This window comes from Microbacterium xerophyticum (assembly GCF_053543555.1).
This window is the reverse complement of the sequence record NZ_JBLVOB010000003.1, coordinates 15,127-28,795: the sequence shown is the minus strand read 5'-3', so window position 1 is coordinate 28,795 and position 13,669 is coordinate 15,127. Positions and strand designations below refer to the sequence as shown.

Below are 13,669 nucleotides of genomic sequence, written 5' to 3'. Positions count from 1 at the left end.
CGCCATGGCGACGACGCAGGAGTTGACGAACGACGTGCGCACGGCCAGGGCCATGATGCCGATGGAGTACGACGACACCGAGTCGTTCCCCTCCCGGCTCGGAGTCGGGGAGAAGCTGGTGATGTCCTTCCCCGAACAGCCCACCTCCCCTCCGTTCGCCACATACACCTGGGACACCGGAACGCATCTGGTCACGTTGACCGCCGTGGGCGGATCCCGTGAGACGTTCGGCACGCTGATTCCCGCGCTGGACGACCTCGCGCGCAGCATCCGCATCGCCGACGATCTGGAGGGCGGCGAGGCGCGAGACGTCCTGCGGATCGATCCCGCCTGATCTTAATTAGTGAAGCATGGTAATGATGTAGTAGCATCACTATCATGAACCCGCTGCTTCTCGACCGCCTGCTGCAGATCGCCGATCTGTTCCAGAAGGACATGGCGCGCGCGTTCGAGGGCACCGGATTGACGACCTCGCGTGTGCACCTGCTCTGGGTGCTGCAGCATGCCGGCCCGTCGACGCAGCAGGCGCTCGCGAAGCTGTGCGACGTGAGCCCCCGCAACATCACCGGCCTCGTCGACGGGTTGGAGCAATCCGGCCACGTGCGCCGGACTCCCCACCCGACGGATCGCCGGGCCGTGCTCGTCGAACTCACCCCCGACGCCGTCACGACCATGGCGCGCATGCAGCAGGAGCACGTCGAGCTCAACGACACGCTGACGGCCGCGATCGCGCCCGAAGACCGTGACGCCGTCCAGCGCGGAGTCGCCGCGCTGGCAGATCACCTGGCGGCACTCGTCGCCGAAGCCGAGAGCGCGAAATGAGCAGCACGACGATCGACATCGCGTCCCCGTCCGTGTGGCGACGATTCCTCTCCCTCGCGCACCGCGCGCTGCTCGCAGAGCTGCGCATCTATGCGAGCATCGGGCGGGCGATCGCCAGACGCCCGGCGGTTCCGCGCGGAGGCACCGGGATCGGCTACCACCGCCCTGTGCTGACGATCCTCATCGTGTTCATCGTGCTGTCGGCGGTCGAACTGCCGATCATCGACCTGATCGTGCACCGCTGGCCCGCCGTGAGGATCACGTTCCTCATCATCGGCATCTGGGGCCTCACGTGGATGATCGGACTGCTCTGCGCGATGCTGCTGCGTCCGCACGCGGTGGGCCCGGACGGCATCCAGGTGCGCAATGGGCTCGAGGTCGACGTCGCGCTCCCCTGGGAGGAGATCGCGTCCGTCGCGATCAGCAGGCGCATCGATGAGCCCAAGCAGCCGCGCATCACCGGTTCGGAGTACGCGGAGCGGATGCAGGACGAGACGAACATCGAGATCGAGCTGGAACGGCCCTACGCGGTGCGACTGCCCGGCCTCGCTCCCCGAGGCGGCGAGCATCCGGTCACCTCCGTGCGCATCTGGGCCGACGATCCTCGCGCGTTCCTGGCGGCCGCGCGGCCGTTCCTCCTCGCCGCCGACTGAGAAGACCCCGTCTGCGCGGCGCATGAGGACGGTGCGCAGACATCCTGCAACCTGATGGACTACATTGGCGGAGGCAGCGGACGAGCGTCCCGCTGCGGCTCGACCGCATCTGAGCGGTCTGCGACGACGGAAGCGAGGTGGTACTCCCATGAGTGGTGATAGTTGCCATCAGCATCCGGACTCCGCTTTCGCTGCATCGCAGCGCTGACTTCTCGCGCGGTTGTCCGGCTTCGACTCATCCGTCCAGCCGACGATCATCAGCGCCGACCGCTGCGCTTCCTGTCGGCCTGCCCGAAAGAAGCTCTCCATGACCACGGAGCAGATCCCCACCCAGAACCTCGACACCGCTGACCTTCTCGACACGATCGAGCAGAGCCTGTCGCGGCGCGATCTCGCCGCGGCATCCGCCGCCCTCTCACCCGCACCCACCTGGCAGATCGTGCAGGTGCTGGAACGCCTGAACCCCCGGGACTGCGCTGTCGTCTACCGGTTGCTGCCGAAGCAGCAGGCGGTGGAGGCGTTCGAAGCACTGTCGCCCGAGCTGCAGGGCGAGCTCGTCCGCGGACTGCAGGACGCCGAGGTCGCGGCGCTGTTCGCCGAGATGGATCCGGACGATCGGGTCTGGCTGCTCGATGAGCTGCCGGCATCCGTCGCGCCCAGGCTGCTGCGAGGACTCTCGCCGCGGGAGCGGGAGCTGACCGCATCCGTCCTCGGCTACTCGCAGGACTCCATCGGCCGGCGCATGAGCCCGGAGTACGTCGCCACGCACCCCGGACTCACCGCCGCCGATACGCTGCGGCGCATGCGCGCGCGTCTCGCCGACGCGGAGACCATCTACACGCTTCCGGTGACCGATCACGCACGCCGCGTCGTCGGCGTCGTCAGCCTCAGGGACCTGTTGAGCGCGGATGACGACGCTCTCATCGATTCGCTGATGCAGGACGCGCACACCGTGCCCGCCGACTCGGACGCCGAGGTCGCGGCGCGCGATTGCACCGACCTCGGCCTGCTCGCCGTGCCAGTGGTCGACAGCGAGCACCGCCTGGTCGGCATCTTCACGATCGATGACGCCGCGCGCATCCTCAAGCGCGAGGAGAGCGAGGATGCTGCGCGCCAGGGCGGCGTGGAGCCGTTGACCCGGCCGTACCTGTCGACGCCGATCCGGCGGATCGTCCGCTCTCGGGTGGTCTGGCTCCTCGTGCTCGCCGTCGGCGCGACGCTCACCGTCAAGGTCCTCTCGGTCTTCGAGGCGACCCTCGAGCAGCTCACCGTGCTGGCGCTGTTCGTGCCTCTGCTGATCGGCACGGGAGGCAACACCGGCAACCAGGCCGCGACGACCGTGACCAGGGCGCTCGCGCTCGGCGAGGTGCGGCCGAGGGACATCGTGCGCGTCCTCACCCGTGAGCTGCGGGTGGGCCTGTCGCTCGGCGTGCTCCTCGGCCTGCTGGGGTTCGGGATCACCGCGCTGGTGTACGACTGGCAGATCGGACTCGTGATCGGGTGCACCCTCATCGCGGTGTGCGCGGTGGCCGCGACGATCGGGGGGATCATGCCGCTGGTCGCCAGAATGATCCGGGTGGATCCCGCGGTCTTCTCGAATCCGTTCATCACCACCTTCGTCGACGCCACCGGGCTCGTGATCTACTTCGTCATCGCCAAGGCCATCCTGGGCATCTGAGCGGCCAGGACCGCGCCGGGGACGCGCAGATATCGACGACCGCGGATTCGACTCCGGGGCAGTCGTCCGTAGAATCGCCGGATGACGTGGAACCGCGTCGAAAGGGGAGGCTGGCGGCAGTGAGGGCACGAACGACGTTCGGCGCACTTCGCCTTGTCACGGCGGCCGTGTGCCTCACCGCGCTCGTTCACCGGCTGTTCTGGGGACTGAGTTCACAGACCATCGCGGGGCGCAACTTCTTCGCGTACCTCACTGTCGAATCGAACTGCGCGCTCGTCGTGCTGCTCGTGATCGGCGGCATCCTCGCGTTCCGGCGCGACGACGATCCTCGCTGGTTCAGCGTCGCACTCTCACTCGTGCTGACGTGGACCATCACCGCGGGCCTGGCCTTCGCGCTCATCGTGTGGCAGGCCGGGCTCCGCGGCATCCGGGTCGATGTGCCGTGGTCCGATCAGGTGCTGCACTTCTGGTTGCCCGCACTCACCGCGATCGCGTGGACCCTCACGCCCGGCCACAGGTCGGTGCCGTGGTGGATCATCCCCGGATCGCTGCTGTTCCCGCTGGTGTGGGGTGCGGTGACGATGTGGCGGGGACCGATGATCGGCTGGTACCCGTACTACTTCCTCGACCTGCGCCAGGTCAGCGGCATCGGAGAATTCCTGGTGACGAGCGTGCTCGCTCTGACGATCTTCGCCCTCATCGCCGCCGTGCTCGCGGTGATCAGCAGGGTCAGTCCGTCGCGCCGGAAGGCAGGAACAGCTCGAGGGACGTGAGCGCCGACAGCAGCGCACTCTCCTCCTCGAGCTCGGCGAAGCGCTCCGCGTCCTCACCGCCGACGATGCCCACCAGGAGGTTCTCGCCCGTGACGGGAAGCAGGTTGATCCAGGTGCGCACCGGCACCGCGTCCTCCCGCACCAGGCCACCGCCGACCAGTCCATCGCCCACGACATGCCAGATCGTCGCCTCGGTATCCCAGAACGGCTCGTCATAGCGCAGCCAGATCGTCTCGACGTGCCCCATGCCGAGCGCGTTCAACGCACCGCGGTGTGTGAAGGGCAGCGGAGGAGCGAACTCGATGCCCTCGCGTTGCAGCACGCCGAGCGGAACCGTGACCACGACCCGATCGAACGACGTCGACTCCCCGGTGCCGAGTCGCAGGCTGACGCCGGAGTCGTCGTAGGCGATGCGCGTCACGGGCGAGGACAACGTCAACTGCGCGTCGGCCAGCTGCTCCTGCACATACGCGCCCAGATCCCCGATGAATCCTCCGCGCACGCTCTGCGGCAGCGCGGGAGGGAACCAGGTCGAGAGCTGGTCCGCATCGGCACCGGCAGTGGTCGCCAGGTACGCGAGAAGGCCGGCGAGGCCCGGTTCCTCTGGGCTCGCACCCGTCTCCTCCAGGGCCTCGGCCAGCGCGACATCGGCGGGGAACGCCTGCGCCGCGGCGATCGCCGCTTCCAACGGCGCGGTGCCCGGGGGCTCGATCGCGCCCTCCGCCGAGCGCCATACGGCGGTCGCCAACTCGACGGTGTCGGAGAGCCCGGTGTCATCGTCAGGGCCGACCAGCCATCCCCCCAGCTGCACCGGCAGGGGCCAATCGTCCTCGAGCTGGGAGTGGATGCGTCCGCCGACCCGGTCGCGTGCCTCGAAGACCGTGACCTCGACGTCGAGATCGGCGAGGTCGGCCGCGACGGCGGCGCCGGCGAGGCCCGCGCCGATCACCGCGATGCGCTCCCCCGCCTCGACGGTGGCCCGCAGCCGCATCGCAGCGCTCTCACCCGAGCGGATGGCGCCTCGCATCGTGGCGGGATGGTCGGAGTCTGTCGCCTCGCCCGCGAAGTAGACCCGCCCCTGGATGGGCTCTGCCAGCGTCTCGCGTGTGGCCGACTGCACGCCGATGCGCGTGTAGCTCACTGCGCCGCGCGAGAACGGATCGCTCGCCCAAGTGCTGCGCATGTGCGCGGCGGGAGCCGGCACCCTCGTGGTCGGCAGAGGTGTCGGACTGCGCGTCGGGGTGGGCGTCGGTGCGGGCTCCGGGGTGCAGGATACGAGCAGCACGCCGAGAGCGCCTGCTCCGGCGCCGATCAGCAGCTGGCGACGCGTCATCCTCATCGTGTCGCCACACTACCCGCTCCCGGCCGACTTCTCGCTTCGGCGCAGGAGCGGGCGGTCGACGCGGCTCAGACGCGCACGTACTCGGCGAGCACGACTCCGGACTCGTACGGCGTGACGCGGGTCGGGCGGAAGTCGGCCGGCGCGTAGTCGCGCCCCTCGAACAGAGGGATGCCGGCGCCGAACAGCACGGGATTGCGCTTGAGCGCCAGGCGGTCGATCTCGTCGCGCAATACCGATGCCAGCGCACCGCCGCCGCAGAGCCAGATCCCCTTGCCCTCCTCGGCCTTGAGTTCGCGCACGACCTCGACAGGGTCACGATCGGTGAATTCGACGTCACCTGAGCCTTCCGGTGCGTCGTGCCCGCGCGTGAAGACGATCTGGCGGAAATGCCGATACGGGCTCGGCAGTTCTGGAAGCCCTACGGCGTAGGTGTTCCACCCCATGAGCACGGTGTCGAACGGACCGCCGTCGATCGGGAAGCCCGCTCTCTCGGCGAGTTCGGTCGGCGCTGTGCCCTGATACTTCTCGCCGATGCCGGCGGCATGGTCACCCTCGAACAGGAACCGGTCGAATTGTCCGTCAGGGCCGGCGATGAAACCGTCGATGCTCACGGCGGCGTAATAGGTGAGTTCTCGCATCATTCTCCAATAACTACAGGTGCAGTGATTGGAGACTACAACAGTTGCAGTGGTTGCGCTAGAGTCATCGCATGGCGAAGAACGAGGCGCGGCGAGCGCTCCTCGCCGATGCGGGCATCGCGGTGCTGGCACGCGAGGGATCACGGGGGCTGACCCATCGGGCCATAGACGCCGAGGCGAGCGTGCCCGTCGGAACCGCCTCGACCTACTTCCGCAGTCGAGAGGCCCTGATCACCGGGCTTTTCGAACGCATCGGCGTCCGGCTGGCACCGACATCGGCCGAGCTGGAGGCCAGGGCGGCGGAGCACCCGAGTCGCGAGCTCTTCGCCGACTACATCCGTGACATCGTGCGCCGTCTGCTGACGAACAGAGAGGTCACGCTCGCACTCTACGAGCTGCGCCTCGACGCCGCCCGTCGCCCCGAGCTCGCCGCATCATTGGGCGAGTGGCAGCGCACGGGCTTCGACGGCGACGTCGCGTTCAACGAGGCGGCGGGGCTTCCGGGCGGTCGCCGAGAAGTGGCCCTGTTCCACTACGCGATCGAGGGGCTGGTGTTCGACCGGCTCACCTCGCCGATCGATCCCGGCACCCCGACCGACGAGGTCGTCGACGCCCTCGTGGCGGGGCTGCTGCCCGCCTGAGCGGGCGCGCTCGCCCGCGAGAAGGCGTCTGCAGCGCGAGACGGCGCGTGCGGCATGAGAAGGGGTCACGCTGGGGTGGCCCCTTCTCATGCCGCGATTACCGTTTCGTGCCGGAAACGACGCGAGCGCGTCAGACCGTGACGTCGCCGATCAGGTTCACCTTGATGCCCATGCCGTCGAACATCGCCGCCTTCGCGATGAGGGCCTTGTCGGCGGTCTCGGCATCAGGTGCGTACACGAGCTGGGCGTGGTTGGCCTTGTGACGGGCCATGAACTGGTCGCGCGAGACGCCGTGCAGCACGACGTGCGCGAGCGGCCATTCCTCGTTCGTGGCGGCCTTGCGGCGCTGCGTCTCCTCCTCCGGCAGCTCGACGACCGAGGCGCGGAAGATGTCGGCCTGCAGGATGCCGTCGGCGATGAACACGCGGCTCAGCACCACTTCGCCGGGCTGGGAGACGCCGTTGAGGGTCGCGCCGCCCGCGGGGAAGAAGACGTGGCCCTGACGCCACCCCTCCGCCTTGTCCCAGCCGCCGAGGTGCGAGGCCGGCACCGAGCCGGAGATCTCATACGCCCAGACGAAGTGACCGTCGTACTCCTCACCCCAGCGCACGTCGTGCAGGGTGTTGTCGGGCACGAGGCCCATCGCCCGCCACACGCGGTCGGTGACCAGCGCGTCGACCGCGACGCCCTCGTCGGCCTCGTTGAAGTGCGGGAAGGCGCGGCCCTCGTGCAGCACGCGGGAGCCGTCGCGTGAGGTCACCGGAGGACGCTCGGTGGAGTTCAGGATGCCTTCGGCGAGGTCGGATGCCGGGACGAGGTCCTTCAGCCCCTGCTGGTACTGGATGCCGACAGCATCCAGTCCGAAGTCGTCAGCGATGCGCAGGGCGGCGATGTACATCTTCATCTGCCACTGCACCTGCTCGCGGGTGAGCTCGGTGGCGCCGTCCTCGCCGTAGCGGAACGTCATGCCGTGATCGATGAGCCAGTCGTAGGCGGCATCCGCCTCGTGCTCCTGCACCTGAAGCATCTCCGCATAGAGCGCCGACTGCGACAGCCGCTCCTTGTAGATGCCGGTCTGGTTGAGCAGCTCATCGTCGAAGATGGCGTTGTACATGCCCATGCAGCCCTCGTCGAAGACGCCGATGATGGCCTTCTCGTCGAGAAGCTGCGCCGCGAGCGCCTCGCCGAGCTGCTTCTCGGGGCTGTCCGGCAGCGCCGGCAGCTCTCGCACGTGCGAGTAGTCGTGGGTGATCGTGCCGGTCTCGATCCACTCCTTGATGGTCGCCTTGAACCAGTCGTCGGAGAAGTCGACCGACCAGGTCGACGAGTAGGGCTTGCCCATCTTGGTGAGTCCGGCGTTCAGGCCGAGCAGTCCGACCAGGCCGGGCCAATCCGGCGCGAAGTTCGCGGTCGTGAGGATCGGACCCTCGTGCGTGCGGAGACCTGCGAGCACGTGGTGCGAGTACTGCCAGTTGGCGATCGCGACGATCAGCGGCGCATCCGTCGGGATGTTCTTGAAGACCTCCATGCCCATGCGCTGGCTCGAGATGTAGCCGTGACCGGTCTCGGGGTCGACGTCGAACGCGCGGATGACGTTCCAGCCGAACTCGTTGAAGACGGAGGTGACGCTGACCTCGAGCGCCGCCTGCGTCGCCCATCCGGCGGTGTTGGCCGACTCTCGCAGGTCACCGGAGGTGATCAGGTAGGCGGTCTTCGGGGCGGATGCCGGGCGGGATGCCGCGGCGGGAAGTGTGTAGCTGGTCATGATTCCTCCGGGGTTGGGGTCAGGCACCGCGCTGATCGGCGGCGAGTTCGTGGACGACGTCCTTCGTGCCTTCGTACAGCCGCACGTAGCGATCGAAGAGGGTGTCATAGAGGGCACGGGTGTCGGGATTCGGCGTGATGGTCTGCGCGATCGGGTTCCAGTCGGTGATCGCCGGCTCCGCACCCTCCGGCGCGACCGCGGATGCGGCGAGGAACGCCGCACCATAGCTGGCGCCGATCGTGGTCTCTGGGACTTCCTGCACGAGGCCGGTCACATCGGAGATGACCTGCAGCCACAGCTGCCCCTGCGTTCCGCCGCCGACGGCGACGATGCGGGTGATGTCAGCACCGGCTGCGCGCATCGTTTCGACGTTGTGACGCACCCCCAGCGCGGTGGCCTCGAGTGCGGCGCGGTACAGGTCGCCGCGGCCGTGTTCGAGCGTGAGGCCTGCGACCACCCCGCGCGCGTCGGGGTCCTGGATCGGCGTGCGCTCCCCCGCGAAGTAGGGCAGCATCAGCAGTCCTCTTGCGCCCGGGCCCGAGATCGCGGCCTCTGCGAGCAGCTCCCGGTAGTCGGATCCGGTGAGATCCTTGAGCCATGCCGTGAGCGCACCGGACGTGGAGAGGCCACCGGCCAGGTTCCGGGTGCCGGGGAACGCGCCGGCAGTGGTCCACATCGACGGTGTGCGCAGGGTCTGTCCGCCCGTCGCGACGGTGTTCGTGAAGACCATGAACATCGTGGTGCCGTACATGAGCATGAGGTCGCCGGTCTCATGGGCCCCCACGCTGACCGCCTCGGTCCACGCGTCGATCGTGCCCGTGATGACCGGCGTGCCCGCCGGGATTCCGGTGATCGCGGATGCCGCATCCGTTACCTCACCGGCGATGTCACCCGCCCAGGCGAGCCGGGGTTGCTCGATCGTGCCGGCGTACCGCTGCCACCACGGGTCGTACCAGGTCTCGTTCTCGATGTCGTACAGCGGTGACGTCTGGCTCGCCGACTGGTGGTCGAGCACGTAGGCGCCGGTGAGCTTGCGAGCGAGCCAGGAAGCCGGCATGAAGAAGCGACGGGCCGTGGCCCATGCGTCTGGCTCCTCGTCCGAGATCCAGGCGATCTTCGCGCCTCCTGCCTGCGAGGTCAGAGTCGATCCGCCGACGCGCGTGATCTCGTCGATGCCGAGCTCTTCCGTCATACGTGCGATCTGGGCACCGGAGCGCGTGTCGACGCCGTAGAGGATCGCCGGCCGCACCGGTTCGTCGTCCGCGTCCGCGAGCAGCACGCACGGGCCCATCCCGCTCACGCCGACGGCGGTGATCTCCGCATCCGGATGCGCCGAGATCAGCTCATCTGCGATGCTGACGAACTCGTCCCACCAGATGTTCGCGTCCATCTCGACCCAGCCGGTGTGCGGGCGATCGACGTCGTGGGAGCGTGTGGCCGATGCCACGATCGAGCCGTCTGCCGCGACGAGAACGCCCTTCGTGCTCGACGTGCCGACGTCGACACCGAGGGTGCAGTGCATGGCGGTCCTCCTTGAACACGTCGGTTCTTCAACTTTACGCGAAATCGATTTCATGAATCAACAGCGGCAGGGCTCCGCAAGGCGGAACGGCGCCGTTGCGGGCGCTCAGCGCAGGGCGCTCGCCACCTGCACTTCGTTGCGCAGCACGACAGTGCGGGCCGGCTGCCGGTCGCCCCTGATGCGTTCGAGCAGCATGTTGGCGGCGGTCATCCCCATGTGCCGAGCCGGCAGTCGTACGACCGTGACCGCGGTCGGCGACAGCGTCGTGAACGGCAGCGAGCCGATCACGGCGACACCGACCTCGGGCGGTGTGAGTCCGCGCTCGGTGAGCACCTGGATCGCACCGACGCCGATCAGGTTGTTACCGGCGACGACGGCATCCGGCGGGTCGTCCATCGACAGCAGCTCCTGCATGGCTGCGCGCCCTCCGTCGACCCGGAACGTCGCGAACCGCTCCAACGCGAGGGTGTCGAGTGCAGGAGCCGACGCCGTGACGACCGATCTCCACCCCTCCGCACGCTCCACGGCGGTGTCGATGTGCTCCGGCCCTCCGATGTAGGCGATGCGCCGGTAGCCTGCATCGATCAGCGCGCGAGTGGCAGCGACACCTGCGACCCGGTTCGCCATCACGACCTCGTCGACGTCATGCCCCGTGCCGCGGTCGACGACGACGACGGGACGCCCCGTCGAGAGGACGGGAGTCAGATCCGTCGTCTCGGATGCCGGAGCGATGATGACCCCCGACATGTGCTCTGCGACGGCGATGTTCAGGTACGTCGATTCCTTGTCGGTCTGGGAGTCGGAGTTGCACAGCACAACCGAGTACCCCGCCTCCGAGGCGGCGTCCTCCACGCCCCGTGCCATCTCCGTGAAGTAGGGGTTCTCGATGTCGGGGATCACGAGCGCGATGACTTCCGAACTCTGCAGTCGCAGGGAGCGTGCGGTGCGGTTGGGAGTGAACTTCAGCAGCTCGGCCGCCTCGCGAACGGCGGTCACCTTCGCAGCAGACACGTTCGTGCCGTTGAACACGCGCGACACGGTCGCCGGCGAGACCCCCGCCTTCTTCGCTACGTCATAGATCGTGGTCATGCTCGCCTCCTCCCGTTCTTCATGCCCATCGGACTGAAGAACAGTATCTCGTCGTTGGAACGCCCACGCGCGGCGCAGGACGGCTGTCGAACGCGACCCTCGTCAGACGCGGCTACGCTGAGCACCATGCCTGAGTGGTCGCAGTCCGTACCAGCGACGGTTCGACGCGAACAGATCGTGTCGATCATCGAGCGCCAAGGCTTCGCCCGCGTGCAGGAATTGAGCCGAACGCTCAGCGTCTCCGAGGTGACGGTACGCAGCGATCTGGATCTGCTTGCGGAAGAGAACGTGATCCAGCGCGTGCATGGCGGCGCCATCTCAGGCATCAAATCGACCGCGCAGTCGCCGGATTATGAACGAGCGCTCGCGCGAGCAGTCACCGAGAAACGACGCATCGGCAATGCTGCAGCAGCGCTCGTCGACAGTGAGATGGCTATCCTTCTCGATGCGGGCACCACCACCCTCGCGATCGCTCGAGCGCTCCGTGCTCGTGAGGACCTGCGGGGTGTCGTCGTCTTCACGAACTCCCTCACGATCGCACTCGAGCTCGGCGTCGCCGAGCCGCACCACATCACCGTCGTGGTCACTGGCGGCACCGTCAATTACAAGCAGCGTTCGCTCATCGATCCGTTGGGCGATATGTTCATCGGCTCCGTGCACAGCGATATCTGCTTCATCGGCTGCAACGGAGTCTCGTCGCGCGGCTTCACGAACTCGAGCCTCCCGGAAGTGACGATGAAGAGGCGATACCTCGACTCGGCTGCGCGAGCGATCGTCGTCGCCGACAGCTCGAAGATCGGGAAAAGTCAGGTGATCCAAGTCGCGCCACTGCAACGGATCGACATGCTCGTGACCGGCGTCGAAGCGCCTCCGGTCGAACTGGAGGCGCTTCGAGAGGCCGGTCTGACGATCGAGCTCGCCTGACGCCGCAGCGGCGCCCAAGAATTCGGGGTCACGCTCGGCCGGCCGAGCCGAACTCGCGCATGCGCCGCGCGACCATCTCGCGAAATCCGCGGATCGCCGGGCGAAGCTGCTCGCTCGGCTCCACCACTGCCGGGTTCTCCTGCAGGAAGCGCCGCAGCTCCGCGCTCCAGGCGAGGTGCGAGTCGGTGCCCTGATTGATCTTGCGGATGCCGGCCGCGACGCCCTGCGTTTTCTGTACTGGAGTGATTCCGTAGGACGGACGAACCTCACCACCGTGCGCGTTGATCACGGATACGGCATCCGCCGGCACCGAGGACGAGCCATGCAAGACGAGGAACGTCTTGGGCAAGCGGCTCTTGATCTCGGCGATGAGCTCGAGTCGCAGGCGCTGTCCGCCGGCGGCATCCGTGAACTTGACCGAGCCGTGGCTGGTACCGACGGCCACGGCGAGGGCATCCACCGCCGTCTGTGCCACGAATTCCACCGCCTGATCCGGGTCGGCGAAGACGATCTCCTCGACGATGCCGCCGACGCCCGCCTCCGCGCCGCCAATGGTGCCGAGTTCGCCCTCCACGCTCACGCCGGCCGGAGTTGCCGTGTCAACGACTCGTCGGGTAGCTGCCACGTTCTCGTCGAACGATGCCGGTTCGTCCGTATCGGTGGCGCGCGACGCGTCGATCATGACGCTCGTGAATCCGTGGTCGATGGCCCGCACGCAATCATCGTAGGTACGGCCGTGATCGAGGTGCAGCACGACCGGCACCTCGGTGTAGTCCTCGACCAGACCGCGCAGACGGGTCCACCAGCGCGACTCGTCGTCGTAGGCCGACATGCCGGCGATCGACTGCAAGATCACCGGCGAGCGCTCTGCCGCAGCCGCATCGAGCACCGCGATGGCCTGATCAATGCTCGATACGTTGAAGGCGCCGACGGCGTACGCACCCGATTCGGCTTCGGCGAGCGCGGCCCGCAGCGTCTGAAGTGTCATCCCGAGCCTCAGAGCGACTCGGTGATGCCGAGGGTGTCGTAATCGAGCACGATCGGGGTGTCTGTGAGCGCGCGGGCATAGGCCTGCACCTTCGCGGCAGACTCCACGGCCACGCTCGTCTTGAAGGCATCGCGCAGATTCGGGCCGACGGTGAGCAGACCGTGGTTCGCCCAGACGACCGCATTCAGATCACCCATCGCGTCGCACATGTGTTCACCGAATTCGGTGTTGTTGCTGAGCTCGAACGGCATGATCGGCACGGCGCCTTTGGTGTAGATCACCATGTTGACCAGCGTGCCGAGAATCGGGGAGCCCACGACACCCCAGACATTGGAGTAGATGGGCTCTGAATGCACGATCGCATTCACATCGGGGCGTCGCTTGTACACGGCCATGTGCACTGTGACCTCACTCGACGGCCCGAGACGCCCCTCGATCAATTCGCTGTCGCCGTTGACCAGGACGATGTCTTCGGGGGTCATCCTGTCGTACTCGAGATCGGTGGGCGTGATGAGGAAGCGGTCCTCGACCCCTGGCACGCGGATGCTGATATTGCCCTGCGTGTTGAAGTTGAGTCCGTACTCCATCGAGCGCAGGCAGTAATCGAGTATCTCCTTTTTCGCGGCGGCGATGTCGAAGCCGACCTGCAGAGTGGTCTCGGTCATGTCATGTTCTCCTTCTGGTGTGGCTGGGGTCGTGTAGTTAGGTGCGGGTTGAGGCAGCGTGTCGCCTCGTAGAGCGCGACGTAAGCGGCGCGTTGATCGGCGTACCAGCCGGCGAAGGCGTCGTCGGCGACGGGCGTGGCGCCGGCGGGCTCGAGTCGCAACGGCGTCG

Annotated in this window: 13 protein-coding genes and 1 pseudogene; 7 read left to right on the top strand and 7 right to left on the bottom strand. The window is 67.4% G+C overall.

The features are described from left to right. The 5 genes and pseudogenes from ACNPNP_RS01155 to ACNPNP_RS01135 all read left to right on the top strand — a co-directional run. Positions 1-334 (top strand): annotated as a pseudogene (locus ACNPNP_RS01155) (hypothetical protein); the annotation flags it as partial. A 44-nt stretch (positions 335-378) separates the two neighbouring features. Next, positions 379-822: a MarR family winged helix-turn-helix transcriptional regulator gene (locus ACNPNP_RS01150; RefSeq protein WP_448964239.1), complete on the top strand. Its 444-nt coding sequence runs from the start codon at positions 379-381 to the stop codon at positions 820-822. Next, complete coding sequence (locus ACNPNP_RS01145; protein WP_448964238.1) at positions 819-1,475, top strand: hypothetical protein; 657 nt, start codon at positions 819-821, stop codon at positions 1,473-1,475. The genes ACNPNP_RS01150 and ACNPNP_RS01145 overlap by 4 nt, the downstream gene beginning before the upstream one ends. A 307-nt stretch (positions 1,476-1,782) precedes the next feature. Further along, positions 1,783-3,153: a magnesium transporter gene (gene mgtE / locus ACNPNP_RS01140; RefSeq protein WP_448964237.1), complete on the top strand. Its 1,371-nt coding sequence runs from the start codon at positions 1,783-1,785 to the stop codon at positions 3,151-3,153. Positions 3,154-3,272: 119 nt separating this feature from the next. After that, a complete protein-coding gene (locus tag ACNPNP_RS01135; protein ID WP_448964236.1) occupies positions 3,273-3,926 on the top strand; it encodes a Pr6Pr family membrane protein in 654 nt (217 codons plus the stop codon). Here ACNPNP_RS01135 and ACNPNP_RS01130 read toward each other — a convergent pair. Both ACNPNP_RS01130 and ACNPNP_RS01125 read right to left on the bottom strand, forming a co-directional pair. Then, positions 3,883-5,259: a flavin monoamine oxidase family protein gene (locus ACNPNP_RS01130; protein ID WP_448964235.1), complete on the bottom strand. Its 1,377-nt coding sequence runs from the start codon at positions 5,257-5,259 to the stop codon at positions 3,883-3,885. The genes ACNPNP_RS01135 and ACNPNP_RS01130 overlap by 44 nt on opposite strands. Before the next feature lie 74 nt (positions 5,260-5,333). Further along, positions 5,334-5,909, bottom strand: a complete 576-nt coding sequence (locus tag ACNPNP_RS01125) for a dihydrofolate reductase family protein (protein WP_448964234.1) — start codon at positions 5,907-5,909, stop codon at positions 5,334-5,336. A 68-nt stretch (positions 5,910-5,977) separates the two neighbouring features. Here ACNPNP_RS01125 and ACNPNP_RS01120 point away from each other — a divergent pair, with 68 nt between their 5' ends. Further along, positions 5,978-6,547 (top strand): TetR/AcrR family transcriptional regulator, encoded by a 570-nt coding sequence (locus ACNPNP_RS01120; protein WP_448964233.1) that lies wholly within the window; start codon positions 5,978-5,980, stop codon positions 6,545-6,547. Positions 6,548-6,677: 130 nt separating this feature from the next. Here ACNPNP_RS01120 and ACNPNP_RS01115 read toward each other — a convergent pair whose 3' ends face one another. From ACNPNP_RS01115 to ACNPNP_RS01105, 3 genes are all read right to left on the bottom strand, one after another. Continuing rightward, positions 6,678-8,312 carry a fucose isomerase gene (locus ACNPNP_RS01115; protein ID WP_448964232.1) on the bottom strand — a complete coding sequence of 545 codons (1,635 nt, stop codon included), beginning with the start codon at positions 8,310-8,312 and terminating at the stop codon, positions 6,678-6,680. 19 nt (positions 8,313-8,331) lie between these two features. Then, positions 8,332-9,834, bottom strand: coding sequence for an FGGY-family carbohydrate kinase (locus ACNPNP_RS01110; RefSeq protein ID WP_448964231.1), 1,503 nt, complete (start codon positions 9,832-9,834; stop codon positions 8,332-8,334). Positions 9,835-9,939: 105 nt separating this feature from the next. After that, the gene (locus tag ACNPNP_RS01105) at positions 9,940-11,001 is read right to left on the bottom strand and encodes a LacI family DNA-binding transcriptional regulator (protein WP_448964498.1); all 1,062 of its coding nucleotides are present in this window, start codon (positions 10,999-11,001) and stop codon (positions 9,940-9,942) included. A gap of 48 nt (positions 11,002-11,049) precedes the next feature. Between ACNPNP_RS01105 and ACNPNP_RS01100 the strand changes: the two genes are divergently transcribed. Further along, positions 11,050-11,847: a DeoR/GlpR family DNA-binding transcription regulator gene (locus ACNPNP_RS01100; RefSeq protein ID WP_448964230.1), complete on the top strand. Its 798-nt coding sequence runs from the start codon at positions 11,050-11,052 to the stop codon at positions 11,845-11,847. A 28-nt stretch (positions 11,848-11,875) separates the two neighbouring features. Here the strand turns inward: ACNPNP_RS01100 and ACNPNP_RS01095 are convergent, their stop codons facing one another. After that, positions 11,876-12,835: a ketose-bisphosphate aldolase gene (locus tag ACNPNP_RS01095; protein ID WP_448964229.1), complete on the bottom strand. Its 960-nt coding sequence runs from the start codon at positions 12,833-12,835 to the stop codon at positions 11,876-11,878. An 8-nt stretch (positions 12,836-12,843) separates the two neighbouring features. Continuing rightward, on the bottom strand, positions 12,844-13,500 hold the full coding sequence (locus ACNPNP_RS01090; protein ID WP_448964228.1) for a class II aldolase/adducin family protein: 657 nt from the start codon (positions 13,498-13,500) through the stop codon (positions 12,844-12,846). Between the last annotated feature and the right edge of the window lie 169 nt (positions 13,501-13,669).

Bases quoted from the DNA above. Each gene is read 5' to 3' on its own strand.
- mgtE (WP_448964237.1), top strand. From the start codon at position 1,783: ATGACCACGGAGCAGATCCCCACCCAGAACCTCGACACCGCTGACCTT.
- ACNPNP_RS01125 (WP_448964234.1), bottom strand. From the start codon at position 5,909: ATGATGCGAGAACTCACCTATTACGCCGCCGTGAGCATCGACGGTTTC.
- ACNPNP_RS01115 (WP_448964232.1), bottom strand. From the start codon at position 8,312: ATGACCAGCTACACACTTCCCGCCGCGGCATCCCGCCCGGCATCCGCC.
- ACNPNP_RS01090 (WP_448964228.1), bottom strand. From the start codon at position 13,500: ATGACCGAGACCACTCTGCAGGTCGGCTTCGACATCGCCGCCGCGAAA.
- ACNPNP_RS01110 (WP_448964231.1), bottom strand. From the start codon at position 9,834: ATGCACTGCACCCTCGGTGTCGACGTCGGCACGTCGAGCACGAAGGGC.
- ACNPNP_RS01095 (WP_448964229.1), bottom strand. From the start codon at position 12,835: ATGACACTTCAGACGCTGCGGGCCGCGCTCGCCGAAGCCGAATCGGGT.
- ACNPNP_RS01100 (WP_448964230.1), top strand. From the start codon at position 11,050: ATGCCTGAGTGGTCGCAGTCCGTACCAGCGACGGTTCGACGCGAACAG.
- ACNPNP_RS01130 (WP_448964235.1), bottom strand. From the start codon at position 5,259: ATGACGCGTCGCCAGCTGCTGATCGGCGCCGGAGCAGGCGCTCTCGGC.
- ACNPNP_RS01120 (WP_448964233.1), top strand. From the start codon at position 5,978: ATGGCGAAGAACGAGGCGCGGCGAGCGCTCCTCGCCGATGCGGGCATC.
- ACNPNP_RS01150 (WP_448964239.1), top strand. From the start codon at position 379: ATGAACCCGCTGCTTCTCGACCGCCTGCTGCAGATCGCCGATCTGTTC.
- ACNPNP_RS01145 (WP_448964238.1), top strand. From the start codon at position 819: ATGAGCAGCACGACGATCGACATCGCGTCCCCGTCCGTGTGGCGACGA.